We start from the raw sequence: 26982 nt of genomic DNA, 5'->3' as shown, positions 1-26982 counted from the left end.
CGCTCAGGCCGCCGTGGCGGAGGGCAGTGCGCGCAGACCCTCGACAAGAGTGGCGGCCAACTCGCGCGCGGCGAGCATGGTCTCGGGCCGCAGGTCACGGAACGTGATCGCGCTGCCTGCGGCGATGTGCGGGTCGTACGGAAGCCGCACGACAGCACGCACGCGGGTGCGGAAGTGCGCTTCGAGTTCTTCGGGACGCACGAGAGGCGTGCCGGGTCGCGAGTTGTTGAGCACGACGATTGCGCCGCGCACCTGCTCGGCGTAGCCGTTCGTCTCGAGCCACGTGAGGGTCTCTGATGCGAGTCGGGCTTCATCCACACTCAGTCCCGACACGACGACCAGTTGGTCGGCGAGATCGAGCGTCGCTCCCATGACCGAGTGGACGATGCCGGTCCCGGTGTCGGTGAGCACGATCGAGTAGTAGTGAGCCGCGAGCGAGGCGACATCGTGGTAGTCACGATCGCTGAAGGCCTCGGACACGTGGGGATCAGTGTCTGATGCCAGCACGTCGAGGCGGGTCTCGTCGCGCGCGACGATCGAGGACAGGTCGTTGTAGCCGACGACATCGGCACGAGCGCGCACCAGGTCACGAACGGTCTTGCCGCTGGAGCGCGAAATGCGCTCGGCGAGCGTGCCGCGGTCGGGGTTGGCATCCACCGCGATGATCCGGTCGTCGCGCGCATCAGCGAGCGCCATGCCCAGCAGGGTGGTGACGGTGGTCTTGCCGACGCCTCCCTTGCGGGACAGCACCGGAACGAACATCGCGTGACTGCTCAACGGAGCAGCGATACGGTGATCGAGGGCCTTGCGCGCGCGGGCACGCTTGCCGTCGCCGAGGTTGATGCGGTGACCCGAGATCGAATAGACGAAGTGCTGCCACGCACCCTCGGGCTCGGACTTCACGACCTGGTTCGGGTCGAGTAGCCGGTCTGCCGTGAGCAGATCAGAGGTCTCGCGTCCCGCATCGAACTCGCCCAGGCGCTTCGAAGTCAGCGTGACGTCCTGACGAAGCCGGCGGCGCTCGAGGCGGGCGGGCGGAACCACGGCGTTCTGAGGCGGGGTCGGGCTCTGGACCGCGTCGAAACCCGCGGCCTCGGCCGCAGCATCCCACGTGCTCTTCGCCACCGCGAGGTCGTCGCCCGGCTCAGCGGACGTCGCGGACACGGCGCGATCAGCCTCGACGCCATCACGCACGAACGAGGAAGCGGCGAGTTCGGCGACCAGTTGCGCGTCGGGGTCCACCTCGACAACGTCAGCGTCCTCGACATTGTCAGCGTCTTTGGAAAGCTCGGCGTCGTCGGAATCGTCAGAACTGTCGTCAGAGCTGTCGTCAGCGTCTGCGTGCACCTCTTGCGCGGGCACGTCATCAGCGACGTTGATCACGATCGCACCGGACTCCACCCACTCGGACGGGTTCTCGACAGTGTCATTCACGATCTCGTCATTCACGATCTCGTCGTCCACGATCTCGGTCTCGGCGGTTTCCGTCGAGACGAAATCTTCGTCGGCCTCGAAGTACGAAACCTCGTCGCCGATCACGTCATCGTCGGTGAACTCCTCGTCCGATTCGGGTGCCATAGACACGCTCACCTGCTCGGTGGACCCCAAAGTAGAACCGCCGAGAATGTTGATCGCGGTGGTGTCGAGGTTGGCGGTGTCAGAGAGTACACCGTTCTCGGATTCGCTGTCGTGCGGCATCGAGTCGGGTCGATCAGGCGTCACTGCGGGGTACTCCAAAAGGCGGGTGGAACGGCAAATGCCTTCCCCAGGTTACTTTGCTGGACGGATGACGACCAAAAGGTCACCCGCTTCCACCTGTGCGGTGGCACTGATCGCCACGCGTTCGATGACTCCGTCGATGGGCGCGGTGATCGCCGCCTCCATCTTCATGGCCTCGATCGAGGCCACCGGCTGTCCGGCAGAAACGGTGTCGCCGACCTCGGCCTTGAGCGTCACCACTCCCGAGAAGGGTGCGGCGACTTGACCGGACTTGGAGGTGTCAGCCCGCTCGGCTTGACGGACGTCCACCTTGATGCTGCGGTCGCGCACATAGACCGGGCGCAGTTGCCCGTTGAGCGTCGTCATCACTGTGCGGATGCCCTTGGCATCCGCCTCACCGATGGCCTCGAGCCCCACATAGAGCTGCACGCCGGGGTCGATCTCTGCGATGTGCTCTTCACCGGGCGTCAAGCCGTACAGGTAGTCCGGCGTTCCGAGGGCTGAGAGGTCACCGTAGCTCTCACGGTTGGTCTCGAAGTCTTTCGCGGGTCCGGGGAAGAGTAGGCGGTTCAGCGTGCGGCGGCGCGCGGCGGCATCGCCGGCCAATCCGTCGCGCTCTTCATCGGTGAGCGGTGGCACATCGATGGAGATCTGCTTGCCGGCGAGCACCTTGGTGCGGAACGGCTCCGGCCAGCCGCCGGGCAGGTCACCCAGCTCACCCGCCATGAAGCCGACCACCGAATCGGGGATGTCGTAGTTCTGGGGGTTCTCTGCGAAGTCGGCGGGATCAGCATTGGCTGCAACCAGCGCCAGGGCGAGGTCGCCGACGACCTTCGACGACGGCGTCACCTTCGGAATGCGCCCGAGGATGCGGTCGGCGGCGGCATACATGTCTTCGATGCGCTCGAAGTCATCGGCCATGCCGAGGGCGATCGCCTGCTGGCGGAGGTTCGACAGCTGACCACCGGGGATCTCGTGGTGGTACACGCGACCCGTGGGGCCCGGGAGACCAGACTCGAACGGGCTGTAGAGGTTGCGGACACCCTCCCAGTACGGTTCGAGATCACCCACGGCATCGAGCGAGATGCCGGTGTCGCGCTCCGTGTGGGCCAGGGATGCCACCAGCGCCGACAGAGACGGCTGGCTGGTCGTTCCCGACAGCGGCGCGGCCGCAGCATCCACTGCATCCACCCCGGCGGCGCTGGCCGCCAGCAACGTCGCGAGCTGCCCGCCCGCGGTGTCGTGCGTGTGCAGGTGCACGGGGAGGTCGAATCGCTCGCGCAGCGCCGTGACGAGCTTCGCCGCGGCGGCCGGCCGGAGCAATCCGGCCATGTCCTTGATCGCGAGGATGTGCGCGCCCGACTCGACGATGCTGTCTGCGAGGCGCAGGTAGTAGTCGAGCGTGTAAAGGGTCTCTGCGGGATCGAGCAGATCGGCCGTGTAGCAGAGCGCTACTTCGGCGACCGCCGTGCCGGTCTCGAGCACGGCGTCGATCGCGGGACGCATCTGGCTGACGTCGTTGAGGGCGTCGAAGATGCGGAAGATGTCGACACCCGTGTCGGCGGCCTCGCGCACGAACGCGTGGGCGACGTCGTCGGGCCGCGGCGTGTAGCCGACGGTGTTGCGGCCGCGCAGCAGCATCTGGATCGGGACGTTCGGGATTGCCTCGCGGACCGCGGCCAGGCGCTCCCATGGGTCTTCGGCGAGAAAGCGCAGCGCAACGTCATAGGTCGCGCCGCCCCAGGCCTCGACCGACAGCAGCCCCGGTGTCATGCGTGCCACGTGGGGTCCGACGCGGACGAGGTCGCGGGTGCGCACGCGCGTGGCGAGCAGCGACTGGTGCGCGTCGCGGAAGGTCGTCTCGGTGACCGCGAGCGGCACCTGCTCACGCAGCGCCGCGGCGAAACCGCTCGGTCCGAGCTCGCGGAGGCGATCGAGCGTGCCCGACGGAGGAGTGACCGACAGATCGATCGCGGGGAGCTTGCTGCCAGGCGAAACCGACACAGGCTTCTCGCCATAGGGACGGTTGACGGTGACGTCACCCAGCCAGCTGAGGAGCTTCGTGGCGCGGTCGCGCGACTGGTTGACGGTCAGCAGCGCGGGGCGCTCTTCGATGAACGCGGTGCTGAGGTCGCCCGCGACAAAGGCAGGGTCGTCCAGCACAGCACGGAGGAACGGGATGTTGGTGGCAACGCCGCGGATGCGGAACTCCGCCAGCGCGCGCTTGGCCCGAGCGACGGCCGACGGGAAGTCGCGTGCGCGGCAGGTCAGCTTGGCGAGCATCGAGTCGAAGTGCGGACTGATCTGCGAGCCCGCCGCGGTCGTCCCACCGTCGAGTCGGATGCCGGCACCGCCGGGCGACCGGTAGGTCGTGATGCGCCCGGTGTCGGGGCGGAAGCCCTGCGAGGGGTCTTCGGTCGTGATACGGCATTGCAGGGCCGCACCGCGCAGAACGATGTTCTCCTGGGCGAGGCCGAGGTCTGCGAGGGTCTCGCCGGCGGCGATACGCATCTGGGACTGCACGAGATCGACGTCGGTGACCTCCTCGGTGACCGTGTGCTCGACCTGGATACGCGGATTCATCTCGATGAAGACGTGCTCGCCCGCTCGCTCACCCGCCGTGTCGACGAGGAATTCGACGGTTCCGGCGTTCACGTAGCCGATCGATTCGGCGAATGCCACCGCGTCGCGATGGAGGGCGGCGCGCAACTCGTCCGAGATGTTCGGTGCCGGCGCGATCTCGATGACTTTCTGGTGCCGCCGCTGCACCGAGCAGTCGCGCTCGAATAGGTGGACGGTGTGGCCCGTCGCATCCGCGAGGATCTGCACCTCGATGTGACGCGGACGCACGACGGCCTGCTCGAGGAACACGCGTGCATCGCCGAAAGCCGCTCCGGCTTCGCGCATCGCCTCTGCGATCGCTGGCGGGAGCGCGCCGGGGGTCTCAACGCGCCGCATGCCGCGGCCGCCGCCACCTGCCACTGCCTTCACGAAAATCGGGAAGCCGATGTCGGCCGCTTGAGCGACGAGTTCGTCGACATCTTCGGACGCTTCGGTCGAGCGCAGCACGGGAACCCCCGCGGCGATCGCGTAGTGCTTCGCGGTGACCTTGTTGCCGGCCATCTCAAGCGCCAATGCGGGCGGCCCGATAAACGTGATGCCGTTCTCCGCCGCGCGCGCGGCGAGCTCGGGATTCTCCGAGAGAAAGCCGTAGCCAGGGTAGATGGCGTCCGCTCCACAGGCGAGCGCAACGCGGATGATCTCGTCGACATCGAGATAGGCGCGCACGGGATGCCCCGGCTCGCCGATCACATACGACTCGTCCGCCTTCTGGCGATGGATCGAGCCACGGTCCTCGTAGGGGTAGACCGCGACCGTGCGGGCTCCCAATTCGAACGCGGCACGAAACGCACGGATGGCGATTTCACCGCGGTTGGCGACCAGTATCTTGCGGAACATTGACACCTCGCAGAGCAGTGCCCGAAGTGGGCGGAGTGTGCTCTCAGCCTAGGGGAAGGTAACGTGGACGATTGTGCACGTACTCTCCGTCAGCTCACTCAAGGGCGGGGTCGGTAAGACAACCGTGACGCTGGGACTCGCTTCCGCCGCATTTGCGCGGGGCGTTCGCACGCTCGTGGTTGATCTCGACCCTCAGTCCGACGTCTCGACCGGTATGGATATCCAGGTCGCAGGCCGGCTCAATGTCGCCGACGTCCTCGCCAACCCCAAAGAAAAGACCGTTCGCCAGGCGATCACCTCCAGTGGGTGGGCCAAAGTGCACCCGGGCACAATCGATGTGATGATCGGCAGCCCGTCGGCGATCAACTTCGACGGACCGCATCCTTCGGTGCGCGACGTCTGGAAGATGGAAGAAGCACTCGCCACGATCGAGGCCGACTACGACCTCGTGCTGATCGACTGCGCTCCGTCGCTCAACGCCCTCACACGCACCGCGTGGGCGGCCTCTGATCGGGTCATCGTCGTTACCGAGCCCGGACTGTTCTCGGTCGCCGCCGCTGATCGTGCCCTGCGCGCGATCGAAGAGATTCGCCGCGGCCTCTCTCCTCGCCTTCAGCCGCTGGGCATCGTGGTCAACCGCGTGCGCCCGCAGTCGATAGAGCACCAGTTCCGCATCAAAGAGCTGCGCGACATGTTCGGCCCGCTCGTGCTGGCACCCCAGCTGCCCGAGCGCACGTCTCTGCAGCAGGCTCAAGGTGCGGCGAAGCCGCTGCACATCTGGCCCGGCGACTCGGCGCAAGAACTCGCGGCCGACTTCGACGCGCTGCTTGACCGCGTCATCCGCACCGGACGAATCCCCGTCGCGGGCGAGTAACGCTCAGCCGAGTTTCAGGCAGTGCGGGCGGCGCGACGTGCCGACAGCTCGTCCATGACGTCGGGTGCCTGAGCCTCGAACGACACGAGCTCGGACTCGACCTCCCGCAGGACCTTGCCCACGGCGATGCCGAAGACGCCTTGGCCGCGGCTTACGAGGTCGATGACCTCGTCGTTGGACGTGCAGAGATAGACCGATGCACCGTCGCTCATGAGCGTCGTGCCGGCAAGATCGCGGATGCCCGAGGCGCGCAACTGCTCGACCGCCGTGCGGATCTGCTGCAACGAGATTCCGGTGTCGAGAAGTCGCTTGACGAGCTTCAGCACGAGGATGTCGCGGAAACCGTAGAGACGCTGCGAGCCAGAACCTGAGGCACCGCGAACGGTCGGTTCGACCAGTTCGGTGCGTGCCCAGTAGTCGAGCTGACGGTAGGTGATACCTGCCGCGCGGGCGGCAACCGCACCGCGGTAGCCGACCTCGTCTTCCATCTCGGGGAGTCCGTCGGTGAAAAGAAGGTCAGCGGCGTACGTCTGTTCAGCGGTGACGTCCGGGACATCGCGAGCGGTCATGCGCATCCCCCTCCGGATCCGATGTATCAAAACTAGGCCAGGCGCGGCCCTGCGGCAACGACATCGGCTCCGCGTGTCGTTGCGGACGAAGTACTGGGTCGCTACGAAAGCAGACGATCCAGCGCGGCGCGGATGAAGATCCCGCGGATATCTTCGAGACGTTTGGCCAACTCGGGCGCAATCTCGCCAGCACGGCCTCGGGACGAGGCATCCGTCCGACGAAGCAACGGCGAGAGAGCCGACTCGATCAGAGTCACATCGCGCTCAGCGCCCTGTCGCAGCGTGCGCACGTGACGCGGCTCGATGCCGTGTCGGTCAAGCGCGACCAGGGCTCGCAGCAGCGCGACGGACTGGTCGGTGTAGGCATCCGTCGCCACCAGCACACCCGTACTGATCGCGTCGTTGAGCAGTTGCGGGGCGGCTCCGGATGCTGCGAGCAATTCTTCGCGGCGATACCGACGTGGCGCCGGCACAATCGACGGCACGGCCGTCGGAGTGGCCGGTTCGCGTCCTGCATCGACGTCTGCGAGATAGTCGCGGATCACGACGAGCGGCAGGTAGTGGTCACGCTGCAGGGTCAGCGCGAGGCGCAGTCGCTCGAGGTCGGCAGGCGAGAACTTGCGGTAGCCCGACTCGGTGCGAGTGGGCGTGACGATGCCCTGACCTTCGAGAAAACGGAGCTTGCTGGCTGACAGATCAGAGAACTCCGGCGAGAGGCGCGCCAGCACCTGGCCAATACTCAGAAGCCCCGCGGACGATGATCGTTCGCGGGCGGATGCGGCGGGCATCAGGCGTCCGGGCCCTGTTCGTGACTGTGCCCGTCGTTACCGTGCCCGTGGGGCAGATCAGCGGGAGAAACGAAGAAGTTGAGTCGGAACTTGCCGACGCGCACCTCGGCGCCGTTACGCAGGATCGCGCGGTCGACTCGTTCGCCGTCGACGTATGTGCCGTTCAGCGAACGCTGGTCGACGAGCTCGAAGGATGTCGCGTCGCGCGTGATCTCGGCATGTCGACGCGAGACGGTCACATCGTCGAAGAAGATGTCGGCTTCGGGGTGACGACCCACCGTGGTGACGTCCGTGTCGAGCAAGTAGCGCGCACCAGCGGTCGGGCCTGAGCGGACGACGAGCAGAGCGGCACGGGTGGGCAGCGCCTCGATCGCGTCGAGTTCGGCCTCTGACAGGTCGCTGCCGAACGGCACGAAGGACAGATCGGAATTGTGCCCGAAGGTCTGCGTGGCGTCGGTGCCGCGATCGGTATCGGCCGCAGCCGCATCCGATCCGGACGTCCGTCGGATCTCGTCCGAACCAGGTCGGCGGTTCTCCTCCACGTGTCCTCCTTTTCGTTTGCCAGCCTAGCCGATCGACACGACGACGATGGGGCGGAGTTCGGGGATCGGACACCCATCCACTGTGTTCGCTCAGTGTTTCGTCGTGTGTCGAGCAAGGTGCGTCCTCATCGGGACCGTCCTAGCCTGACTGGTGTTCGAACCTACTGACAGGAGAGTCCCGTGTCGAGTCCTCAGACCCACATCCCGCCCTTTTCGGTGCGTGAGCGTGCGGCCTGCATGTGCTCGGTCGGTGGTTCCTGCTCCTCGTTCGCACCCGGACACGCCCTGCACCTGATCCAGGCGCGGTTGGCCTCGGCCACTCCGTCGGAGTGGTCAGACGCGTTCGTCGAATCCGTGGATCGCACCTCGGGCGAGATCGTCGTGCGCACCTTCGACGGCGAGGCGATCCGGCTCTGGAGCGGCGCGGGCGCGGCGGTAGTCGTCGAGTCCGGAGCGCCGGTCGCACTGCACGCGCGCTACGACGTGCTCGCGGTGGGCCGCGAGCGGTTCAATGTCTTGACAGGCTGACAGACCTGGCCCTCAGGCCATCATCATCGAGTTCTTCATCGCCATGCAGGCGTCCATGCATGCCTTGCAGGCCTGAGCGCACATCTTGCAGACGTCACTGTCGTCGGCGTGATCCATGCACTCGTCCATGCAGACCTGGCACATCGCGATGCACGCGTCGAGCATGGCCATCATGGCGGCCGGAGTCATGCCCTGCATCCGCATCATGGAGCGCATCATCGTGTTGCACATGTCGGCGCAGTTCATGCAGGCGGGGCTGCACGACATCATCTGGGTGGAGCACACCACGCACGCCTGCTCGCATGCCGAGCAGGCATCCATACAGGCCTGCATGAGCGACATGTCCATGTTCATTTCTTTCGGCATGGAATTCGCCATCATCGCGTCCATCATCATCGAGTCCATTACGCACCTCGCGTCGTCGTTGGTTGATCGTCGGCGCGCACCGTGCCCGCCTGCTTCGCACGCTACTCCGCGAGGGGGTGAATTTCACCCCCTCTGCTCGGCGTAGCCTGGAGGAGATGACTCTCAAGATTTCGCGCGCCGTCGGCGCTGCTCTCGCTGTACTTCTGCTGTCTGCTGGTGGCATTGCCATCGCCGCACCCGCGAGCGCGCACGACGAGCTCGTCAGCTCCGATCCTGCGAACGGTGCGACGCTCGATGTTGCGCCGGAGGCGCTCACCCTGACCTTCAGCGCGAACATCAACGCCGAGCCCACCGCTACAGAAGTGCAGGTGACGGATGCCTCAGGCACGGCTCTCGCCGGCACCCCCTCGGTGCTCGACAATGTGCTGACGGTGCCGATCGATGCTGCGGGTGACGAAGCATCCGGAGCAATCACCGTCTTGTGGAAGGTCGTCTCGAGCGACGGACACCCCATCGCGGGCGAGTTCGGCTTCACCGTGACCGCCCCCGCGCCCGCCCCCACCGCGACGCCGAGCGAGACCGCGAGCGCCGAACCGAGCGAGACGGCTGACCCCTCAGCAACGCCCGAACCCAGCGAGACCGAGGTCACTCCCCCGGCAGACGAGGATTCGACGTTCGCTGAGGTGTGGCCGTGGATCGTCGGCCTCGTCCTCTTCGCAGCCGTCGGCGGCGCCGTGCTCTACCTGCTCGTGTCGCGCGTGCGTCGCGACAAGGCCCTCGCCGAGAACCGCGCCCGCGCGCTCGGCACCCCAGACTCCGACTCGCCCGCTGAACGATAGGATTTTCGTATGCCTCACTACGATGTCGTCATCCTTGGCGCGGGCCCCGGCGGGTATGTCGCAGCCGTCCGCAGCGCACAGCTGGGCCTCTCGGTCGCCATCATTGAAGAGAAGTACTGGGGCGGTGTCTGCCTGAACGTGGGTTGCATCCCCTCCAAGGCGCTTCTGAAGAACGCGGATCTCGCGCACACCTTCCACCACAAGGCCGATCTGTTCGGCATGTCGGGCGAGGTGCACTTCGACTTCGGCAAGGCATGGGACCGCAGCCGCACGGTGGCTGACACCCACGTCGAGGGCATCCACTACCTGATGAAGAAGAACAAGGTCACCGAGTACGAGGGTCGCGGGTCGTTCACCGGCCCGAACGCGATCACGGTGACCAAGGCCGACGGCGCCACCGAAGAGCTGACGTTCGACAACGCGATCATCTCGACCGGCTCGAAGGTTCGCCTTCTGCCGGGTGTGACCCTGAGCGAAAACGTCGTCACGTACGAAGAGCAGATCCTCACGCGCGACCTGCCCGGCTCGATTGTCATCGTCGGCGCGGGCGCGATCGGCATGGAGTTCGCCTTCGTGCTCGTCAACTACGGCGTCAAAGTCACGATCATCGAATTCCTCGATCGTGCGCTGCCGAACGAAGACGCCGACGTCTCGAAAGAGATCGCCCGCCAGTACAAGAAGTACGGCGTCGAGATCCTCACCTCCACCAAGGTCGAGACGGTCACCGACCACGGCGACCACGTCACCGTCACCTACACGCCCAACGCGGGCGGCGAGACGAAGTCGATCGACACCGACAAGGTGCTCATGTCGATCGGTTTCGCGCCGAACATCGAGGGCTTCGGGCTCGACAAGACCGGCGTGAAGCTCACTGACCGTGGCGCGATCGAGATCGACGACTTCATGCACACGTCGGTCCCCCACATCTACGCCATCGGCGATGTGACGGCCAAGCTCCAGCTCGCACACGTTGCCGAGGCGCAGGCCGTCGTCGCCGCCGAGACGATCGGCAAGGCCGAGACGATGGCGCTGGGCGATTACCGCATGATGCCGCGCGCGACGTTCTGCTCGCCGCAGGTGGCGTCGTTCGGACTCACCGAGCAGCAGGCGCGCGACGCCGGCTACGACGTCAAGGTCGCGAAGTTCCCGTTCTCGGCCAACGGCAAGGCCAACGGCCTCGGCGAGCCCATCGGTTTCGTCAAGCTCATCGCCGATGGCGAGCACCTCGAACTGCTCGGTGGCCACCTCATCGGCCCCGATGTGTCAGAGCTTCTGCCCGAACTCACCCTGGCTCAGAAGTGGGACCTCACGGCCCTCGAGGCCGCGCGCAACGTGCACACCCACCCGACGCTGTCGGAAGCTGTGCAAGAGGCCTTCCACGGCCTTGCGGGGCACATGATCAACCTCTGACCTCGCGTCAACTGACGAAGGGCTCCGGATGCTGCATCCGGAGCCCTTCGTCTGTCGTGCTGTCAGCAGCTGTCTTGCGTGTCAGTAGCCGAGCGCGCGGGCCAGTTTCGAGGCGGATGCCGCAGCACGAGCTCCCGCCGTGAGTGCTGCCCGCTCGACCGCGGCGAAGAACGCCTGGCGCTCGCTCACCGAGACCGGGCCGGCAGGCCCCAGCTCGATCTCCCATTCGTGCCAGGAGCGCTCCGCGCCCGTGCGCTCGTCGAGGGTCCGGACGTGGTCGTCGGCGAATTCGGCGACGACGTCTCCGGCCTGCGACAGCAGGTAGTACGCGATGCGGGTGTTCTGAATCTTGGCGAGCGGGGTGAAGGTCGCAGCATCCGCCACCGCAGAAAGCTCCTTTGCGACAGCCTCGGGAATGACGCCGGGCTCGCCCAGCGGCCACTGCAACTCGACCCGCCCGCCGTCAGGCAGGCGCGGACCCTTGATGTGCCACCCGGCGTCGGGGCCTCCCGTGCGGCGGCGCAGGGCGTACCCCGCGCGGGCGAGTGTCAGCGCGGGGTCATCGAGATAGGTCGCGTCGAGCTCGCGCTCTTCTCCGGCGCTGACCGACGCGACGCCAGGGACGCCTGACCAATCAGGCACCGCCACGCCGTCGTCGACGTCGAACTTCAGCTCGATCTCGACCGAGCGGGAAGGTTCGTGAGAACTCGCAGCGTCGTGAGAAGACACAGCCTCAGTCGTCACGCCCGTCGGCGTCCGGGTTGATGTCTTCGGTCGCCTCGATGTAGACGAAACGCGCCTCGGTCGGGCCATCGCCCTCGCCGGTGTTCTCGAGCTCTCCCTCGCGGTGATAGACGAGCTGCCCCTCACCGTAGGGGACGATGTAGGAGTCGGTGACCGACTCGTCGAGGGGAATTACCTGCCCGTCGAGCGGGCCTCCGTGAAGTCGCGCAATAGCCATACCTCGAGACTACTCGGAGCTCGCGAGCACGAGCAGAGAACTCGTGGCCGTCGCGACGACCCTGCCCGAGGCATCCGTCACCTCGCCCTCGGTGAAGATGACTCTTCGCCCCGGCTTGATCACCCGCCCCGTCGCCCGCAACACGCCCGAGGCGTGAGTGATCGGACGCACGTAGCGCACGTTGAGATCGATCGAGGTGTACCCCACACCCGCCGGAAGCGTCGTGTGCGCGGCGCAGCCGAGCGCCGAGTCGAGGAGGGTGCACGCCAGTCCTCCGTGCACCGCGCCGATCGGATTGTAGTGAAACTCGGCGGGTACGCACTCGAAGACCGCGAAGGCGTCGCGGACCTCCACGAGAGTGAATCCCATGGTCCGCGAGATCGGCGGCGGCGGGATCCTCCCGTCGATCATGGCCTGCAGGCTCTCCAGCCCCGTGCCGGTATTGCGTAACTGCGTGAGCGCCTCGGCGGGGTCAGACCAGTCGAAAGTGCGAGAGCGAGAGTCCGTCATTTGTTGAGTCTCTCACCCCCGTAGGCTGAACCGGTGAAACCGTTCGTGCTGCTGGCGACGCGGGCCGAAGACCGGCCTGCCGATGAAGAATATGCGCTGTTCCTGCGCTTCACCGGCCTGCAGCCGCACGAACTTCTCAGAGTGCGCCTCGAAGCGGCGCCCATGCCTGAGCTTCGACTCGACGAGATCTCGGGCATCTTCGTGGGCGGTGGGCCGTTCAACGCCTCTGACCCGACCGAGAAGAAGTCGCCCGTCCAGCGCCGGGTCGAGGCCGAGTTCACGGCGCTGCTCGATGAGGTGGTCGCCCAGGACTTCCCGTTCTTCGGCGCCTGCTACGGCATCGGTACACTCGGAACGCACCAGGGCGCCACGATCGACCGCACCTACTCCGAGCCGATCAGCGTGGTGCCCGTGTCGCTCGCGGAGGGCGCAGCATCCGACCCGCTCCTCAACGGACTGCCGGACACCTTCAACGCTTTCGTCGGACACAAAGAGGCGATCAGCTCACTGCCGGCCGGCGGTCTACACACTGTGACGCTGCTCGCGTCGTCTCCGCGATGCCCGGTGCAGATGTTCCGGGTCGGTGAGAACGTCTACGCGACGCAGTTCCACCCCGAACTCGACGTCGAGGGCATCACCACGCGAATCCACGCGTACGCCGACCACGGCTACTTCGCGCCACACGAGCTCGAAGACACCCTTGCCGCTGTGCGCAGCGCGCCCGTCACCGAGACCGGCGAGCTTCTCCGCCGCTTCGCGCAGAGGTACGCGCGAGATTAGAGCCGTGTTTACAGCGCTGGCGGCGTGTGCCAGATGCGTTCGATGTAGTCGCGGATCGAGCGGTCGGACGAGAAAAAGCCCGAGCGCGCGACGTTGAGGATCGCCGCCTTCGTCCAGGCATCCTGATCCGCGTACGCCAGGTCGACCTTCGCCTGCGCCTCGATGTAGGTCGCATAGTCGGCGAGCACCATGAAGCGGTCGTCATAGAGCAGGTTCGACACGATGGGCTCGAACACCGAACGGTCGCCGCCCGAGAACGCGCCCGAGGCGATCAGGTCGAGCGCGCGGCGCAGACTCTCATCCGCCTGGTAGAACTCGGCGGGCTTGTACCCCTTCGCCCAGAGTGCTTCGACCTCGGGCTCGGCCATGCCGAACAGGAAGAAGTTGTCGTCACCGACGAGCTGTCGGATTTCGACGTTCGCGCCGTCGTCCGTGCCGATCGTGAGCGCGCCGTTGAGGGCGAACTTCATGTTTCCGGTGCCGGATGCCTCCTTACCTGCGAGCGAGATCTGCTCCGACAGGTCGGCGGCCGGAACCACCCGCTCGGCGAGCGTCACGTTGTAGTTCGGCGGGAAGATCACCTTCAGCTTGCCCTCGACGCGCGGGTCGTTGTTGACCACCGACCCGACGGCGTTGATGAGGTGGATGATGCGCTTGGCCATCGCGTAGCCGGGGGCGGCCTTGGCTCCGAAGATGAACGTACGCGCTTGCATGTCGGATGCCTTGACCCGGCCCGAGACGATGCTCTCGTACGACGTCACGATGTGGAGCACCTTGAGCATCTGCCGCTTGTACTCGTGGAGGCGCTTGACCATCACGTCGAGGAGGTGGTCCTCTGAGAGCTCGAAGCCGTCGCGTGCAAGTAGCACCTCGCTGAGCACGCGCTTGTTTGCGGCCTTCACTTCGGCGAACTGGGCGCGGAACTCGGGATCTTCGGCGAAGGCTTCGAGACCGCGCAGACGCTCGAGGTCGACGGTCCAGCCGGCGCCGAGGGCTTCGGTGATGAGGTTCGCCAGGCCGGGGTTCGCCAGGCGGATGAATCGGCGCGGGGTGACGCCGTTCGTGACATTGGTGAACTTGCCCGGGTAGAACTCGTCGAAATCGGGCAGCACGCGCTCGCGCAGCAGCTGCGAGTGCAGCTCGGCAACGCCGTTGACCTTGGCGCCCGCGACCGTGGCGAGGTAGGCCATGCGCACCGAGCGGTTGGGGTGCTCGCTGATGATCGACATGTTGCGGATGCGCATCTCATCGTCACCGAAGCGCTTGCGCACCGCGAGCAGGAACTCGTCGTTGATGCGGTAGATGATCTCGAGGTGTCGGGGCAGTAGGCGGCCGAGCAGGTCGACCGACCACACTTCGAGGGCTTCGGGAAGCAGGGTGTGGCAGGTGTACGCGAAGCATTGCTGCGTGATCGCCCACGCAGCATCCCATTCCATGCCCTTTTCGTCGACCAGCACGCGCATGAGTTCGGGCACCGCGATCACCGGGTGGGTGTCGTTGAGCTGGAAGATCACCCGGTTGGGCAGGTTGGTGAGATCGTAGCCCGGAGCGAGCATGTGATCGAGGAAGTCACCGATGGATGCTGCGACGAAGAAGTACTGCTGCTGCAGACGCAGCTCCTTACCCTGGGGCGTGGAGTCTTCGGGGTAGAGCACCTTCGAGATGGTCTCGGCGTAGGTCTGGGCGCGCACGGCCTCTTCGTAGTCGCCCGAGTTGAACCCGCTCAGGTCGAAGCTGTTCGTGGCTACCGAACGCCAGAGGCGCAGAGTGTTGACGCGGCCGTTGTGATAGCCGGGAACCATGTAGTTGTAGGGCACCGCCTGCACGTTCCAGGACGGGATCCAGCGGCTGCGGGTGACCTTTTCGCCTTCGTGGTCCACTTCGTAGGTTTCGGTGTGGCCACCGAACGAGACGGTCTGGGCATTCTCGGGGTGCGGGAACTCCCACGGCGACCCGAGCGTGAGCCATGCGTCGGGCTGCTCGATCTGCTCGCCGTTTTCGAACGTCTGGCGGAAGATGCCGTACTCATATCGGATGCCGTAACCGATGCTCGGCACGCTCAGGGTGGCCAGCGAGTCGATGAAGCAGGCCGCGAGGCGTCCGAGTCCCCCGTTGCCCAGACCCGGCTCGACTTCTTGCTGGCGGAGTTCGTCGAGGTCGATGCCGCACTGGGCGAGAGCGTCGGTGGCGATCTCGGTGAGGCGCGTGGCGAGCAGATTGTTGTCGAGTTGACGGCCGAGAAGGTACTCGGCCGAGAGGTAACAGACACCCTTGGCCTGGGCGACCTTCTGGCGGCGCTGGTCTTCGAGCCAGCGGGCGATGAGGTAGTCGCGCACGGTGTTGGCAAGGGCCATGTACTGGTCGTTCGCACTGGAGGACGAGAGCATGACGCCGCGCTCGAGGTTGAGGTTCTCGAGGAACTGCTTGACGAACCCGTCGACGCTCGCCGGTGGCGCAGTTACTGGCGCGAGTGCCAGCGGATGCGTCGAGGTGAGTGCGGGTGCTGATTCGAGCGACGCTTCGGGCGTGGGCGCTGACTGTTCGTTCACCGCTTGAAACTACCGTCGTATTCGTCTGAACGCACATTCGAGGTGGGTATCGGGGCGGACGTTTACATGATCTTCATGTGACAGCGAGCCCAGATCGTGTCCGAAAACGGGTGGGTTTTGACTAGAACGGTGCGTCGCTCGTGTCGGAGGGCCTGAAGACCGGGCGCATCGCGGCCGTCGGTCGCTCTGGCGCCACCGTGTACCGCCGGGGCCGAGTGTAGAAACTTTCAACTGCGAGCAGCTTCTCGTTCCTTCTTCACATCAGCCTTTGCGAGCCGCACCTCGACCGTTGCAACGCGCAACCCATCTTCGGCCTTCTGCAGACGGCGCAGGGCGAAAGTTGAGGCACCGTACTTGGCTCGCACGCGGTCGTGATGCTCATTGTGGGTGACGATGATGAACGACGAGGCGATGAGAATCACCTGCGCTGACAGGTTCAGCCATAGCAGCAGGGCGATCAGCGATGCGAATGTGGCCAGGAGGGGATTGGCCGTGGCTCCCCGCACGAAGAGGGATGACAGCTGCTGCAGCACGCTGAGCCCTACTCCCCCGATGATCGCTCCGCCCAGCAGTGCCTTCCAGCCGACCTTCATCCCCGTCAAGACTCCGAACAACAGAGCAACCATCGACGCATCGAGCAGGAACACCACCACGATGCCCGCGATGCGCGGGGCGATGATCGCGCCCGGGTCTTCGGATGAGAGGCCGAACCACTCGGTCAACGCTCCGATTCCGGCAGTGGCGTAAAAGGTGGCGATCGCCGCGAGCACGAAGGCCGCGCCGATGATGGCCGCGAGGATGAGGTTGCGCACCATCACCCAGACCCAGAACACGTCGTCGTGCACGCGGTCAGCGAGGGTCATCATGGCCGACCGGGTCGACCCGATCGCCCCGATGGCGGCGCCGACCAGGCCGACGAGCGAGAGCACGAACGGCACGGTGAGGTTGGCCTCCAGCGCAATCTCTGTGGGGTCGACGATGTCGAAGATGCCGGGGATCGCAGCATCCACCGCAGCGATCAATGCCTCCCACGCGACCGGATTGTCGCGCAACCAGATCGACGCGAGCGAGAAGCCCAGCAGTACGCCCGCGAAGACGCTGAACAGCGTGCGGTACGTGACGCTGTCGGCGAGCATCGGGCCGCGGCGTTCGCTGTAGTGCAAGAACGCGCGGACGGCACGCAGAGTGAGGGCCCACGCGGTCAAGCGAGCGATGAGGTTGGGTGAAGTGGATGCCGGAGGCTTCGCCATCCCGCAAGGCTAACCCGCGCCATAAGATGTGCGTGGGGGGTTGACACTCCCGATGGGGATGGGAAAAACCATGCGAGGACTCGCGCAGACGCTTGTGCTGACCGGGGCGGTGCGCGCGGCTGAGATGTCGGCAGCGATGGCGCAGGTGGGCGAAGGGCCAGAGCTGCAACAGCACCTCGTCAGCTCGAACATCGTGACTGAGGCGCAGATCGCCGAGGCCGTGGCTCTGCACACGGGGCACCGGTATTACGACATGGGCGAGGTAGAGATTTCGCCCGAGATCCTGGCTCTCGTCCCAGGACATCTCTGCCGCCGCTACCAGCTGGTTCCGCTCGACCGGTCGCGAAACAAGGTCGTGGTGGGCATGCTCGACCCGACCGACATCATCGCGATCGACGACATCACGAGCATCACCGATCTGCAGGTCGAACCCGTCGTCGTCGCCGCCGACGCGCTCCGCCAGGTCTTTGAGCGCTACCTCCGCTCCGACGAAGAACTCAGCGACCTGTCGGAACAGATTGGCGAGTCGGCGACCTCCTCCCCCGGCGTCACCTTCACCGAAACGCTGGAGGAAGGGGATGCCGATGCCCCCGTTGTCCGTTTCGTCAATCTGCTCATCACCCAGGCGATCAATGATCGCGCGAGCGACATCCACATCGAGCCCGGGGAGCATCAGCTCACCGTGCGGTTCCGCATCGACGGCGTGCTGCACGAGATGCAGCGAGCGGATCGATCCATCCAGGACGGGGTGATCTCGCGACTGAAGATCATGTCGGCGATCGACATCGCCGAACGCCGACGCCCCCAGGACGGACGCCTTTCGGTGTCGCACGAGGGCCGGCAGATTGACGTTCGCATCGCGACTCTGCCCACGGTGTGGGGTGAGAAAATCGTCATGCGTATCCTCGACAACTCTGGCCAAGTCATGGCGATGGGCGACCTGCGGTTCTCGGCGCAGAACGAAAAGCGGTTCCGTGCGGCAGTTTCGCGTCCACACGGCATGATCCTCGTCACCGGGCCGACCGGTTCGGGCAAGTCGACAACGCTGTACACCGCGTTGCGTACCATCGCAAACCCCCGGATCAACGTCATCACGGTTGAAGACCCAGTGGAGTACCGCATCCCGGGCATCAACCAGGTTCAGGTGAACAACCGGGCCGGTCTCACGTTCGCCAACGCATTGCGATCGATCCTGCGCAGCGACCCTGATGTGCTCTTGGTCGGCGAGATCCGCGACAAGGAGACTGCGGTGATCTCGATCGAAGCTGCTCTCACCGGCCACCTCGTGCTCTCGACTCTGCACACCAACGACGCGCCCTCGGCGCTCACGCGCCTCACCGAAATCGGCACCGAGCCGTTCCTCGTCGCGACGGCGCTGTCGGCCGTGGTCGCTCAGCGCCTGGCGCGGCGCCTCTGCCTGCGCTGCCGTGAGGCGTACACAGAGCCGACCGCGGTCTTGCAAGCCCTGGGCTTTCCACATGACCCCGATGATGTTCCCGAGCTCTTCCACGCAAAGGGCTGTGCAGCATGCTCTGGTACGGGGTATCGCGGTCGTCTCGGCCTGCACGAAGTCATGACCATGACCGACGAGATGGAGCAGCTCGTCGTGACTCGGGCAACCGGCACGGCCATGCGCGCGCTCGCACTCGAGCAGAGCATGACCACACTGCGCGACGACGGATGGTCAAAAGTCGCACAGGGATTGACGACGATCGAAGAAGTTCTCCGCGTCGCGGTATGACTTCTACTGGTTGGACAGTTCGCCGTAGATCGAGAAGATCGGCAAATAGAGAGTGATCACCATGCCACCGATCACGATACCGATCAGCACGATCAGAATCGGCTCGATCGTCGAGGTCAGTTGCTCGGTCGCTGTCTCGACCTCGTTCTCGTAGAAGTCGGCGATGCTGCCGAGCATCTGCGCGAGCGTGCCCGACTCTTCGCCAACCGACACCATCTGGGCCACCATGGGTGGGAACACTCCCGCTTTGGCCAGCGGCGCCGAGAACGACTTCCCTTCGCGGATCGACTCCTGAATCTCACGGACGGCGTTTTCAACGGCCCAGTTGCTGGATGCCTTACCTACGACATCGAGAGCTTGAATGAGCGGCACACCGGCATCGAGCATCATCGCGAGGTTGCGCGCGAAACGAGCGACCGCGATCTTCGTGACGAGCGGGCCGAAGATGGGCATCTTGAGCTTGAACGGGTCGACGACCTTGCGGTAGCCCTCCGTGTTCTTGTTCTGCGTCCACAGCAGCCAACCAACCGCGACAACCACGAAGAGCAGCGGCAGAATCCACCACATGTTCTGTGAGATCGTGACAAGGATCTGCGTCGGTAGGGGCAACTGCGAACCGAGGCTGGTGAACATGCCCGCGAACACCGGCACGATGAAGGTGACCATTGCAACCACACCGAGGATCGCGATGATCAGCACGATGATCGGATAGGTCACCGCCGCACGAATCTTGTTGCGCAGCTCGGCCTCGTTGGAATACGTCCTCGCCACCGAGTCCAGGGCGCCACCGAGAAATCCGCCGGTCTCTCCCACACGAATGACATTCACCATCAACGGGGGGAACACGTCACCATGCTTCTCGAGCGCCGCAGAGAACGCGGCACCCGATTCGACCTCGGCGTGCACGCTGATGATCGCGGCCTGCAGCCTCCTATCGTCGGTTTGCTCGCTCAGAATCGTGAGTGTGCGCAACAGCGGAAGGCCGGCGTTGATGAGGCCCGCCATCTGCTTAGCGAACACCGCGAGCGACTTCGCTTTGACCTGTTTCTCGAAGCCCGGAATCGTGACCTCGGTGTTCAGGCCCGACTTGGACTGCAGCTGAATCTCGAGCGGGGTGAGACCCTGAGCCCTCAGCTTGCTGGTGACCGCGTTCTCACCCGCCGCCTCGATCGTTCCCTTGACGACCCCGCCGCCGGTGGGGTCGATCGCGCGATAGGAGTACTCCTGAATCAACGGCATCCGCTCATCCCTCCGTCAGGTACTGGCGTTCACCGGCGTGCATGCTCCACGCTTCGGCATCGAGTTCTTGTGGGCGTACGCGCACGTTGTCGAGATACCCCGGGTCGTCCGCGAACATGCGAGCCACGTGCTGAGCGACTCGCCCCTCAGAGACCAAACGCTTGAGGTCTTGGTCGAGAGTGTGCATGCCGACCGACTGCCCCGCCTGCATCATCGAGTACAACTGGGCGATTTCGCCCTCTCTGATGAGGTTTGCCACGGCGGGCGTATTGATGAGCACCTCGGTCGCGATCGTGCGCCCCTCACTCTGCGCGAGGGGCAGCAGAGTCTGACTGATGACGCCCTGCAACGTGTCGCCCAACTGACTGCGGATCTGCCCCTGCTGGTCTGCGGGAAAGACATCGACTATGCGGTTGATACTCTTGGCGGCGCCCTGGGTATGCAACGTCGAGAGCACAAGGTGTCCGGTCTCGGCGGCCGACAGCGCGGCCCGGATGGACTCCTGATCGCGGAGTTCGCCGATGAGGATCACATCGGGGTCTTGGCGGAGAATGCGGCGCAGGGCCTCTGCGAACGAGGCGGTATCGGTGCCGATCTCTCGCTGATGGATGAGCGCCTTCGCGCTCTCGTGCTGAAACTCGATGGGGTCTTCGATCGTGATCACGTGCGCCGGGAGCGTGTGGTTGATGATGTCGACCATCGCCGTGAGCGTCGTGGACTTGCCTGATCCGGTGGGACCGGTCATGAGCACGAGCCCGCGCGGCCGAAGCGCCAGATCGCGGGCGATCGCGGGCGCGCCCAACTCCTCGAGCGAGAAAACCCGCGAGGGAACGAGACGGAGCGCCGCGGCGATTTCGCCGAGCTGACGGAACACATTGATGCGAAAGCGTCCGATACCCGTGACCGTGTGCGAGAGGTCCACTTCGCCCTTCGCGTGGAACTCGTCCCGCTGTCCGGGCGACATCAGACTGAGCACCGCGCCTTCGACCCACACGGCCGAGAGCGGGTCGCTGTGGCCCGGCATCGGCGTGAGGTCGCCGTCGAGGCGCATCTGGGGCGGGTAGTCGCTGGTGAGATGCACATCGGATGCCCCGGCATCAGCCGCGAGTGACAACAAGCGATCCAGCGTGGTGTGATCGAACATCGGGTTCATCTCAGTCCTCCGATTCGACGAACGCGAGCGCTTCAACCGTGAGCCCGTACGACCCATCGCTGAGGGCAATTGTCGAGCTTGAAATCGCGATGAGGCGGGGGCCGGTGCCGAGAGCATCGAGGAAGGCGACTGCCTGGGCAGCGTCCGCCGCGGTGACCGCGATGCTGAACGGCACACTGAGCTGTGGCGACGTCGGCGTATCGGCAGCGGCGTCGGGCGTCCCTGTGCCGTCCGTTGTCTCTTCGGTGGTTTGGTCCTCGGTCGCCCCGCCGTCGACTCCCGGAGGTGGGACGACGATGTCGGTGCGCGGAACCCAGCCGAGTGCGTCGCTCGCGACGATGCTGTCAATTGTCACTCCGGTCGCGGTCGCGGCGTTCGCCACGATCTCAAACACGTCATCGGCGCGTGTGGTCGCGGGAATCTGCATCCGCAAGTCGGCGACATCCGCCTCGATCTCATCGAAGCGCTCCTCTTCCGCGCGTAGCCCATCTACTTGCACTTGGTACAGCGAGTTGGTCTGCGCCACTTGCATTGCCTGCGCCGAGGTGGTGAGCGATTGGAGGTACAGCGGCAGCGCGATGACAAGGGCACCGATCGCGAGGATCGCAATGACGGCGATCGCTCCGATCACGTTGATGAGTTGGCGAGGCATCAGTCCTCCTCCCCCGCGTAAGCACCTGTGTACAGCGACTGGTCAAAGGTGATGGTGAGTTCGTAGGTGTAGGCCGCCGCGGTATCCCCTGTATCCGTCGACGACGCCACCTGCCAACCGTCCGCGTCAATCACCCCGGGCAGTGCGCGGTAAGCGCGAATCAGCGTAGCCATCTCGATCGGGCCGGGGCTCGAGAAGGTCAGCCCTCCGTCGAGTCCGACCTGCTCGGTGACTTCGACCCCCTCGACGGGCACGGGACCTGTGATGAGGTTGAAACCGGTGAGGGTCACTCCCGCCGGGAGCGCGCCGGTGAGAGTCGAGTAGACGCCGGTCCACTCGAGGTCAGAGGCCATTGCCGCAGCCCGGAATGACTTGAGATCGGTCTGGGTCGACAGCGCCACGCTCACCTCGGAAAGCGAGGCCAGCTCAGTCAACAGCGTGTTGGTACGCGCCTGTTCGCCGACCAGCCGCTGCTGTGCGAGCCAATTGAGCGCAATCGCCCCAGCGATGATGAGCATGAGTGCGAGCAGTGTGGCAACGATGCCCCAGCCCCAACCGCGCAGGGTGGCTGCGCGGTCGCGGCGCTCGATTTCGCTCCGCGGAATGAGGTTGACACGGGGTACGCCCGAGAGGGGAAGTCCGATGACTGAGCGTGCCATCAGTAGCCGCCTTCCAGGGTCACACCGATCGTAGAGACAGCATTGAGGCGAAACTCGTCGACGACGTCGTCCGAAGTCTTGACGACGTCCGACGCCGACACCACCCGCACGGTGGAGTCGAGCGCGTGATTCAGCGCCGTCAGCACTTCGGGCTCGACTGCTCCGGCACCGCTGAGAAACACCGACGTGACCGGTGCCGCATCTGGCCGGTTGGAATAGAACGAGATCGTGCTGCGCAACCGCGACACCAGGTCGGCGATCGTGGGATCGGCGGCGTTACCGGTGCGGATGGCGGCGCGCCCGCGCGGCGCCTGCGGCGGAACCGTCACCAACGCCGGGTCAAGCGACTCCGCCGACAGCTGCGTCTGCTCCCGCATCCGCACCGCACCAGTAGGAACATCGATGGGAATGATGCGCACGAAGCGCGGGATGCCGTCGAGCACGACAACGACGTAGCTCGTGTGATCGCCGACGTGCACCATCGCGACGGTCTCGCCCGGGGCACCCAGCCGGCGAGCGACGCGCGCCAGGCCGAACGGTACGAGGTCGACCGCATCGACCTGGAGTTTGGCTTTTCTGAGGGTGGCGATCAGCGCTTCGACGGTCTCAGAGACCGCGGCGACGAGCAGACCGCTGACCTGGTCGCCGACCTGCGAAACGGGATAGAAGTCGAGAACGGCCTGGTTTACCGGCACCGGCAGCAGGTCCTGAACCTGGAACGGCAGGGCCTGCTTGAGGATGTCAGGACGGAGTGCCTGTGTCGTGTATTCGCGGACGAGGATGCGGCGACTGCCGATACCGAGCACCACTTTGCGCCCCTTGATCCCCGAGCGTGTCCATAGCTGCTTCAGCGAGAGGACGACGGCATCTTGATCGAGTACCTCGGAGTCTTTCGCCGCGCCCGCAGGCAACGGCACCTCCCCTGCCGCGATCATGGTCGGCGTGCGGCCGGTCGTGACTTCGACCGCTCGCACACTCTCTTCAGTGATTTCCAGGCCGACAACGGACTTCGCCATGACTGCTCCTTCCCTTCCCCCAGATCATCCCAGCCGAGCGCGTGCGCTAGACCGTGACGAAAAGTCCTAGATACCAGCGAGCGAGAGCCTCACCCGTGAAGATACCCGTCCAGGCGCCCGCGATCATCCAGGGTCCGAACGGGATGGCCGATTTGCGTCCTGCCCTGCCGACGAGGAGAAGTCCGATGCCGAAGATGCCCCCCCAGAGGAAGGCCGCGAACGCACCCACCGCGAGCACGCCCCAGCCGAGGTAGGCCAAGTACATGCCGATCACGCCGGCGAGCTTGACGTCACCGCCGCCCATACCGTCGGGGCGAACCGACCGCAGCACGAAGTAGAACGCATAGAGCCCGGCCATGCCGATCGACGCGCGCACGAGGGCACCCCAGTCACCGCTCAGGAGCGAGACGACGGTGAGCAGGATGCCGCCGATGGCGTAACTCGGAAGCACGATCGCGTTCGGTAACCGGTGCGTATCGAGGTCGATCATGGTCAGCGCAATCGACATCGCCGCGAAGTAGAGGTAAGCGACGATGAGCACACCCACCGACCACTCGTTGCTACCGGGTGTCGCCGTGTTCAGTGCCCAGGCGACGACAGCGACAAAGGCCCCAGCTGTGGCGAGCTCGACCAGCGGGTAGCGCACCGAGATGCGTTCGCCGCATGACGCGCACTTCGCTCGCAGTGCGATCCACGACACAACGGGAACGTTCTGCCACGGCTTGACCGGTGCCTCACAATGCGGGCACTGACTCTGGCGCACCAGCGAGATGCCCGCGGGCACGCGGGAGATGACAACGTTGAGAAAAGAGCCGACGACGAGACCGAGCAGTCCAGCGAAGACGAAGTACGCGACAAGAGTGGCGGGAGCGATTCCCGTCATGGAACATCACGCTGCGAAACCAGGTTGCCGAGGGTTGTTACTCCCGTACCTGACCCGCCGCCAGAACCACCGTTCGAACCGCTACCCCACTGACCGGGCAATGCCATGAGTGCGGGGTAGATATTGACATCACCGCCGTCATCAAGATCACCGGCGTACATCGCGCCCGTCCATGTGCCCCCCGCGCCGACTCGGATGGTGCACGGTGTGTACATCATTGACTCGACGGTCACATTGATGGTCGCGTCGGTCTCGATCTTGTAGTCCCAGTTGCTCGTAGAGTCAGCGGCCGGGCATGTCGCCTTTCCGTCGTTGGTTGCGTCGGGTATAACGAACCATGCTCTCGGTGAAGTTCCCGACTTCGGCGTCAGAGTCAGCTTGCCCAAGGTGAAGGCGTTCCCAAGAAGCACGAGATCCACGCCGAGCGACGCTGTCGAGGTTGCACCTTGATCTGTATCCCACCCACCGGCACACGCACGCGCATCCACTACGGTGTTCTTGGTCAGCCCGTTGACGTAGGACGTCCAGAACGTGGTTCCGCTGCCCTTGAACGTCGAGCAGGTATACGGGGTCGACGTGGCGCTCAGGACGAGCTTGTCGTACCCCGGCCAGTCTGTTGCCGAGCTGTAGGCGAACTCGTACCAGGTCGGGAAATCGGGTGCGACCAGGGCGGGATCGTAGAGAATGCTGCCTCCCGCACCACCCGACACACGCGAGTTGCTCGTCGGGCTTCCCTGGCTCGCGCCATTCACAAAAAGGAGCGAACCGGTGGGCATCGTCACCGTGCCATCAATTCGCGAGGTTCCGCCGAGGTGAACATTCCCGCGAGCAACGAGATCGCCCTCGATGACATCTGAGTTGTTCAGGAACGCTGCCACGGGGTAACTCGTCCCCTTCTCCTTGACCGTCTGGGGCGGGGTTCCCGCGCCACCCGCGAACACGGAGCCCTCTATGGTGCACCCTGCCTGTCCTCTGAAGGGACCGACGATCAGCACGTTTGCAGGAACAACGGTCTTGCATTCGAGCCCTCCGCCACCCGGGAAAAGCACGGTGGCAAGACTGGAATCGGCGTGTGCGAGCACGTGATTGGTGAAGTAGACGTTCGACCCAGAGGAGTTGAAGAAGACGAGCTCGGCCGCACCAGCAAGACCTGAGCTCTCTGTGGCGTACTCGAAACGAGCCTCGACCGTGGTGACGCCAGCTGCCGCGCCGTGGCCAACCGAGGTGAAGACCACCGTGTCCTCACCTTCCGGACACGTGCTCGTCACTTCGAACGTCGGAGAGGATCCGCTCAGCGCGAGGTCACAGAACTCGTTCGTGCGCTTGGCTTCAGCCACTGCTTCGGCAAGGCCCGCATCGGCAGCCGCGCGCGACTCGGCGGTAGTGCGGTTGTCGACCAGCATTCCGGTCGTGTTCGTGACGATCGCGGCGACGGTGAGGCCAAGGGTCGTGAGCACTAGCATCACAACGAGCACGACCACGAGCGTGGAGCCGCGGTCGTCTGGCTCAGCCGGGTGAGCCTGCCTTAGGGCCAACATGACCCCTCCCCTTCGATTTTTGCTTGCCTCGTGACGCCGCCGGCGACGGGGACTGTTTGATCGGCGACTGTCAGCGTGAGGTTGTAGTCAAGACGGGGTCCCGTGGCGGCCGGTGTCGCAGCGAATGTTCCCGTAACGCCCTCTGCGAGAGGTGTCCACGTTGCCGGAGACGTGATGTCGAGCGGGCCGATCGTTGGCGTCGATGTGTAGGTCAGGTTACCGCCGACGATGGCCCAGGCGCGACACTCCACCCCCGACGATCCGACCGCGACTTTCGCCCGCAGGACAGTACCTCCCGCCTCCAGCAAAAAGGAGTCCGCGTTGCGGATCGACGTCTGCAGAGAGTTGCTGATCACCGCTGCTCGACCCGTTGCCGAGTCGCGCTCGGTCGTAGCCGTCTGCGACCGCCAGCCGTTCGCGAAGAGAATCGCCATCAGTCCCAGAAAAAGTGCGGCGAGCAGAACATAGATGATGAGCTCCACCAGCGTGATGCCGGTCTCGTCATCTGCTCGGCGATTCATGAACCTGACACTAAGACCCTGGTCGGAATGGTGATGAGCGGTGAGGACGGTTCGCCCGCCCGGTAGACCGTGACCGTGACCGTGACGGTGCCTGGATAGACACCTGGACACGTCCCCACGACGACGGTTGATTCAAGGCCGTTCGCGAGGTCTTCAGCAGAACCGGCGGTGGCGTGAACTGCCGCGCACGAGTTGGTGCCTTGAGCGGGAAAGTCCGCCCTAATCGGCGCAAGTTGAGCACCGGCGAACGTCGTCGCTGCATTGAGCGACTTGTTCACCGAGCTGGCCTGCGTCGCGCCGATCAGGAGCGGAAGGACGGCGAGCGCAAGCACGGCAAGGAGGAACATCGCGATGATCATCTCGACGATGCTGAACCCTTTGTCGAGCTGAACGCCAACGCCTCTTCTCTCTTCGCCACCGTTGCGCGAGATCACCG

General features: G+C 65.0%; 26 protein-coding genes. 6 read left to right on the top strand and 20 right to left on the bottom strand.

Annotated features, from left to right (window positions below):
• Positions 1–3 precede the first annotated feature (3 nt).
• On the bottom strand, positions 4–1722 hold the full coding sequence (locus LG299_RS00480; RefSeq protein ID WP_404432463.1) for a MinD/ParA family protein: 1719 nt from the start codon (positions 1720–1722) through the stop codon (positions 4–6).
• A 48-nt stretch (positions 1723–1770) separates the two neighbouring features.
• Positions 1771–5178, bottom strand: coding sequence for a pyruvate carboxylase (locus LG299_RS00475; protein ID WP_404432461.1), 3408 nt, complete (start codon positions 5176–5178; stop codon positions 1771–1773).
• A gap of 73 nt (positions 5179–5251) precedes the next feature.
• Here LG299_RS00475 and LG299_RS00470 point away from each other — a divergent pair, with 73 nt between their 5' ends.
• Positions 5252–6052 carry a ParA family protein gene (locus LG299_RS00470; RefSeq protein WP_404432459.1) on the top strand — a complete coding sequence of 267 codons (801 nt, stop codon included), beginning with the start codon at positions 5252–5254 and terminating at the stop codon, positions 6050–6052.
• A 14-nt stretch (positions 6053–6066) separates the two neighbouring features.
• Here LG299_RS00470 and LG299_RS00465 read toward each other — a convergent pair whose 3' ends face one another.
• The 3 genes from LG299_RS00465 to LG299_RS00455 all read right to left on the bottom strand — a co-directional run bounded on the left by LG299_RS00465 (position 6067) and on the right by LG299_RS00455 (position 7951).
• Positions 6067–6621, bottom strand: a complete 555-nt coding sequence (locus tag LG299_RS00465; RefSeq protein WP_404432457.1) for a MerR family transcriptional regulator — start codon at positions 6619–6621, stop codon at positions 6067–6069.
• 101 nt (positions 6622–6722) lie between these two features.
• A complete protein-coding gene (locus tag LG299_RS00460) occupies positions 6723–7409 on the bottom strand; it encodes a MerR family transcriptional regulator (protein WP_404432455.1) in 687 nt (228 codons plus the stop codon).
• Positions 7409–7951: an FHA domain-containing protein gene (locus tag LG299_RS00455; protein ID WP_404432453.1), complete on the bottom strand. Its 543-nt coding sequence runs from the start codon at positions 7949–7951 to the stop codon at positions 7409–7411. The genes LG299_RS00460 and LG299_RS00455 overlap by 1 nt, the downstream gene beginning before the upstream one ends.
• 180 nt (positions 7952–8131) lie before the next feature.
• On the opposite strand from LG299_RS00455, the gene LG299_RS00450 reads away from it, so the two are divergent.
• The gene (locus tag LG299_RS00450; protein ID WP_404432451.1) at positions 8132–8479 is read left to right on the top strand and encodes a hypothetical protein; all 348 of its coding nucleotides are present in this window, start codon (positions 8132–8134) and stop codon (positions 8477–8479) included.
• Positions 8480–8491: 12 nt separating this feature from the next.
• Here LG299_RS00450 and LG299_RS00445 read toward each other — a convergent pair whose 3' ends face one another.
• The gene (locus LG299_RS00445) at positions 8492–8884 is read right to left on the bottom strand and encodes a hypothetical protein (protein ID WP_404432449.1); all 393 of its coding nucleotides are present in this window, start codon (positions 8882–8884) and stop codon (positions 8492–8494) included.
• A gap of 116 nt (positions 8885–9000) precedes the next feature.
• Between LG299_RS00445 and LG299_RS00440 the strand changes: the two genes are divergently transcribed.
• Positions 9001–9684, top strand: a complete 684-nt coding sequence (locus tag LG299_RS00440) for a copper resistance protein CopC (RefSeq protein ID WP_404432447.1) — start codon at positions 9001–9003, stop codon at positions 9682–9684.
• Positions 9685–9693: 9 nt separating this feature from the next.
• Positions 9694–11094 (top strand): dihydrolipoyl dehydrogenase, encoded by a 1401-nt coding sequence (lpdA, locus tag LG299_RS00435; protein ID WP_404432445.1) that lies wholly within the window; start codon positions 9694–9696, stop codon positions 11092–11094.
• A gap of 81 nt (positions 11095–11175) precedes the next feature.
• Here lpdA and LG299_RS00430 read toward each other — a convergent pair whose 3' ends face one another.
• Genes LG299_RS00430 through LG299_RS00420 form a run of 3 tightly spaced genes read right to left on the bottom strand, consistent with a single transcriptional unit; the run spans position 11176 to position 12565 of the window.
• A complete protein-coding gene (locus LG299_RS00430; RefSeq protein ID WP_404432443.1) occupies positions 11176–11823 on the bottom strand; it encodes a CYTH domain-containing protein in 648 nt (215 codons plus the stop codon).
• 4 nt (positions 11824–11827) lie between these two features.
• Complete coding sequence (locus LG299_RS00425; RefSeq protein ID WP_404432441.1) at positions 11828–12055, bottom strand: response regulator; 228 nt, start codon at positions 12053–12055, stop codon at positions 11828–11830.
• A 9-nt stretch (positions 12056–12064) separates the two neighbouring features.
• Positions 12065–12565, bottom strand: coding sequence for a PaaI family thioesterase (locus LG299_RS00420; RefSeq protein WP_404432439.1), 501 nt, complete (start codon positions 12563–12565; stop codon positions 12065–12067).
• Between the two features lie 33 nt (positions 12566–12598).
• On the opposite strand from LG299_RS00420, the gene LG299_RS00415 reads away from it, so the two are divergent.
• Complete coding sequence (locus LG299_RS00415; protein WP_404432437.1) at positions 12599–13345, top strand: glutamine amidotransferase; 747 nt, start codon at positions 12599–12601, stop codon at positions 13343–13345.
• Positions 13346–13353: 8 nt separating this feature from the next.
• Here LG299_RS00415 and LG299_RS00410 read toward each other — a convergent pair whose 3' ends face one another.
• Entirely contained in the window at positions 13354–15894 is a 2541-nt protein-coding gene (locus LG299_RS00410; protein ID WP_404432435.1) for a glycogen/starch/alpha-glucan phosphorylase, read from the bottom strand.
• A gap of 227 nt (positions 15895–16121) precedes the next feature.
• Positions 16122–17144: a YihY/virulence factor BrkB family protein gene (locus tag LG299_RS00405; protein ID WP_404432433.1), complete on the bottom strand. Its 1023-nt coding sequence runs from the start codon at positions 17142–17144 to the stop codon at positions 16122–16124.
• Positions 17145–17214: 70 nt separating this feature from the next.
• Between LG299_RS00405 and LG299_RS00400 the strand changes: the two genes are divergently transcribed.
• Positions 17215–18885 carry a GspE/PulE family protein gene (locus tag LG299_RS00400; protein ID WP_404434750.1) on the top strand — a complete coding sequence of 557 codons (1671 nt, stop codon included), beginning with the start codon at positions 17215–17217 and terminating at the stop codon, positions 18883–18885.
• 3 nt (positions 18886–18888) lie between these two features.
• Here LG299_RS00400 and LG299_RS00395 read toward each other — a convergent pair whose 3' ends face one another.
• From LG299_RS00395 to LG299_RS00355, 9 genes are read right to left on the bottom strand one after another with little or no spacing between them, the layout of a single operon-like run.
• On the bottom strand, positions 18889–20124 hold the full coding sequence (locus LG299_RS00395) for a type II secretion system F family protein (protein ID WP_404432431.1): 1236 nt from the start codon (positions 20122–20124) through the stop codon (positions 18889–18891).
• A 4-nt stretch (positions 20125–20128) separates the two neighbouring features.
• The gene (locus tag LG299_RS00390) at positions 20129–21268 is read right to left on the bottom strand and encodes a type IV pilus twitching motility protein PilT (protein WP_404432429.1); all 1140 of its coding nucleotides are present in this window, start codon (positions 21266–21268) and stop codon (positions 20129–20131) included.
• Positions 21269–21278: 10 nt separating this feature from the next.
• Positions 21279–21929, bottom strand: coding sequence for a hypothetical protein (locus LG299_RS00385; protein ID WP_404432427.1), 651 nt, complete (start codon positions 21927–21929; stop codon positions 21279–21281).
• On the bottom strand, positions 21929–22588 hold the full coding sequence (locus LG299_RS00380) for a hypothetical protein (protein WP_404432425.1): 660 nt from the start codon (positions 22586–22588) through the stop codon (positions 21929–21931). The genes LG299_RS00385 and LG299_RS00380 overlap by 1 nt, the downstream gene beginning before the upstream one ends.
• Positions 22588–23604, bottom strand: coding sequence for a type IV pilus biogenesis protein PilM (pilM, locus tag LG299_RS00375; protein ID WP_404432423.1), 1017 nt, complete (start codon positions 23602–23604; stop codon positions 22588–22590). The genes LG299_RS00380 and pilM overlap by 1 nt, the downstream gene beginning before the upstream one ends.
• A 46-nt stretch (positions 23605–23650) precedes the next feature.
• On the bottom strand, positions 23651–24487 hold the full coding sequence (locus LG299_RS00370; RefSeq protein ID WP_404432421.1) for a prepilin peptidase: 837 nt from the start codon (positions 24485–24487) through the stop codon (positions 23651–23653).
• Complete coding sequence (locus tag LG299_RS00365; protein WP_404432419.1) at positions 24484–26025, bottom strand: hypothetical protein; 1542 nt, start codon at positions 26023–26025, stop codon at positions 24484–24486. The genes LG299_RS00370 and LG299_RS00365 overlap by 4 nt, the downstream gene beginning before the upstream one ends.
• Positions 26013–26546: a Tfp pilus assembly protein FimT/FimU gene (locus LG299_RS00360; RefSeq protein WP_404432417.1), complete on the bottom strand. Its 534-nt coding sequence runs from the start codon at positions 26544–26546 to the stop codon at positions 26013–26015. Before LG299_RS00360 ends, LG299_RS00365 begins: the two co-directional genes overlap by 13 nt.
• Positions 26543–26980, bottom strand: a complete 438-nt coding sequence (locus LG299_RS00355) for a prepilin-type N-terminal cleavage/methylation domain-containing protein (protein ID WP_404432415.1) — start codon at positions 26978–26980, stop codon at positions 26543–26545. The genes LG299_RS00360 and LG299_RS00355 overlap by 4 nt, the downstream gene beginning before the upstream one ends.
• Positions 26981–26982 lie beyond the last annotated feature (2 nt).

Origin of the sequence: Microbacterium lacus (assembly GCF_044794305.1) — a bacterium.
In the GTDB taxonomy this organism is placed as follows: domain Bacteria; phylum Actinomycetota; class Actinomycetes; order Actinomycetales; family Microbacteriaceae; genus Microbacterium; species Microbacterium lacus_B.
This window is presented reverse-complemented; position numbering and strand designations above follow the sequence as displayed.

What these genes read in the sequence shown, in the direction of transcription:
- LG299_RS00475 (WP_404432461.1), bottom strand. Translation starts at nt 5,178, where the DNA reads ATGTTCCGCAAGATACTGGTCGCCAACCGCGGTGAAATCGCCATCCGT.
- LG299_RS00465 (WP_404432457.1), bottom strand. Translation starts at nt 6,621, where the DNA reads ATGACCGCTCGCGATGTCCCGGACGTCACCGCTGAACAGACGTACGCC.
- LG299_RS00460 (WP_404432455.1), bottom strand. Translation starts at nt 7,409, where the DNA reads ATGCCCGCCGCATCCGCCCGCGAACGATCATCGTCCGCGGGGCTTCTG.
- LG299_RS00445 (WP_404432449.1), bottom strand. Translation starts at nt 8,884, where the DNA reads ATGGACTCGATGATGATGGACGCGATGATGGCGAATTCCATGCCGAAA.
- LG299_RS00440 (WP_404432447.1), top strand. Translation starts at nt 9,001, where the DNA reads ATGACTCTCAAGATTTCGCGCGCCGTCGGCGCTGCTCTCGCTGTACTT.
- lpdA (WP_404432445.1), top strand. Translation starts at nt 9,694, where the DNA reads ATGCCTCACTACGATGTCGTCATCCTTGGCGCGGGCCCCGGCGGGTAT.
- LG299_RS00425 (WP_404432441.1), bottom strand. Translation starts at nt 12,055, where the DNA reads ATGGCTATTGCGCGACTTCACGGAGGCCCGCTCGACGGGCAGGTAATT.
- LG299_RS00420 (WP_404432439.1), bottom strand. Translation starts at nt 12,565, where the DNA reads ATGACGGACTCTCGCTCTCGCACTTTCGACTGGTCTGACCCCGCCGAG.
- LG299_RS00405 (WP_404432433.1), bottom strand. Translation starts at nt 17,144, where the DNA reads ATGGCGAAGCCTCCGGCATCCACTTCACCCAACCTCATCGCTCGCTTG.
- LG299_RS00400 (WP_404434750.1), top strand. Translation starts at nt 17,215, where the DNA reads ATGCGAGGACTCGCGCAGACGCTTGTGCTGACCGGGGCGGTGCGCGCG.
- LG299_RS00395 (WP_404432431.1), bottom strand. Translation starts at nt 20,124, where the DNA reads ATGCCGTTGATTCAGGAGTACTCCTATCGCGCGATCGACCCCACCGGC.
- LG299_RS00390 (WP_404432429.1), bottom strand. Translation starts at nt 21,268, where the DNA reads ATGTTCGATCACACCACGCTGGATCGCTTGTTGTCACTCGCGGCTGAT.
- LG299_RS00385 (WP_404432427.1), bottom strand. Translation starts at nt 21,929, where the DNA reads ATGCCTCGCCAACTCATCAACGTGATCGGAGCGATCGCCGTCATTGCG.
- LG299_RS00380 (WP_404432425.1), bottom strand. Translation starts at nt 22,588, where the DNA reads ATGGCACGCTCAGTCATCGGACTTCCCCTCTCGGGCGTACCCCGTGTC.
- pilM (WP_404432423.1), bottom strand. Translation starts at nt 23,604, where the DNA reads ATGGCGAAGTCCGTTGTCGGCCTGGAAATCACTGAAGAGAGTGTGCGA.
- LG299_RS00370 (WP_404432421.1), bottom strand. Translation starts at nt 24,487, where the DNA reads ATGACGGGAATCGCTCCCGCCACTCTTGTCGCGTACTTCGTCTTCGCT.
- LG299_RS00365 (WP_404432419.1), bottom strand. Translation starts at nt 26,025, where the DNA reads ATGTTGGCCCTAAGGCAGGCTCACCCGGCTGAGCCAGACGACCGCGGC.
- LG299_RS00360 (WP_404432417.1), bottom strand. Translation starts at nt 26,546, where the DNA reads ATGAATCGCCGAGCAGATGACGAGACCGGCATCACGCTGGTGGAGCTC.